This window comes from Olavius algarvensis spirochete endosymbiont (genome assembly GCA_900608495.1).
Lineage (GTDB): Bacteria > Spirochaetota > Spirochaetia > DSM-2461 > DSM-2461 > UBA2779.
Window position 1 is genome coordinate 1 of record UWYT01000228.1, and the last position, 423, is coordinate 423.

Consider the following 423-nt stretch of genomic DNA (forward strand, 5'->3'; position numbering starts at 1 on the left):
TAAGATATCTTCCGGGGACTGGAGTCGGTTTTGGGGATGTAGTCTCATCAAATGGGCATATCGGGGGGATAACGGAGTTTGAAAACAACGGCACATCCGCCGGCGTCACTCCTAGTGGAGTGAAGACTCTTCTTGCTTCCAATGGACGGGCGGATAGTTCGGAAACCGAAGCGCCGTCCGGCTTTTCCGATCCCAGTTTATCGGGCAACATCAGTTTCAGCACCGTAGAATCCATTCAAAGAGCCGGATTTGTCGATATGAATGGAGATGGCCTGCCCGATCAGGTATCTGTAACTTGGAAAGTCGATCAAGTCAATCAAGTCGATCAAATCAATCAAGTCGATCATGTCTATCTGAATGTCGGAGGTAGATTCGAGCCAAGCTCGATAAACAGCTTCAATTTTCCCGAAAATAGCATGCGTT

The 423-nt window shown here is 48.2% G+C and carries 1 protein-coding gene; it reads left to right on the forward strand.

Annotation, left to right across the window (positions count from 1 at the left end; all coding sequences use genetic code 11):
* A partial coding sequence (locus S1OALGB6SA_RS10265) for a hypothetical protein (protein ID WP_230204475.1) occupies positions 1-423 on the forward strand: 423 nt, incomplete at both ends.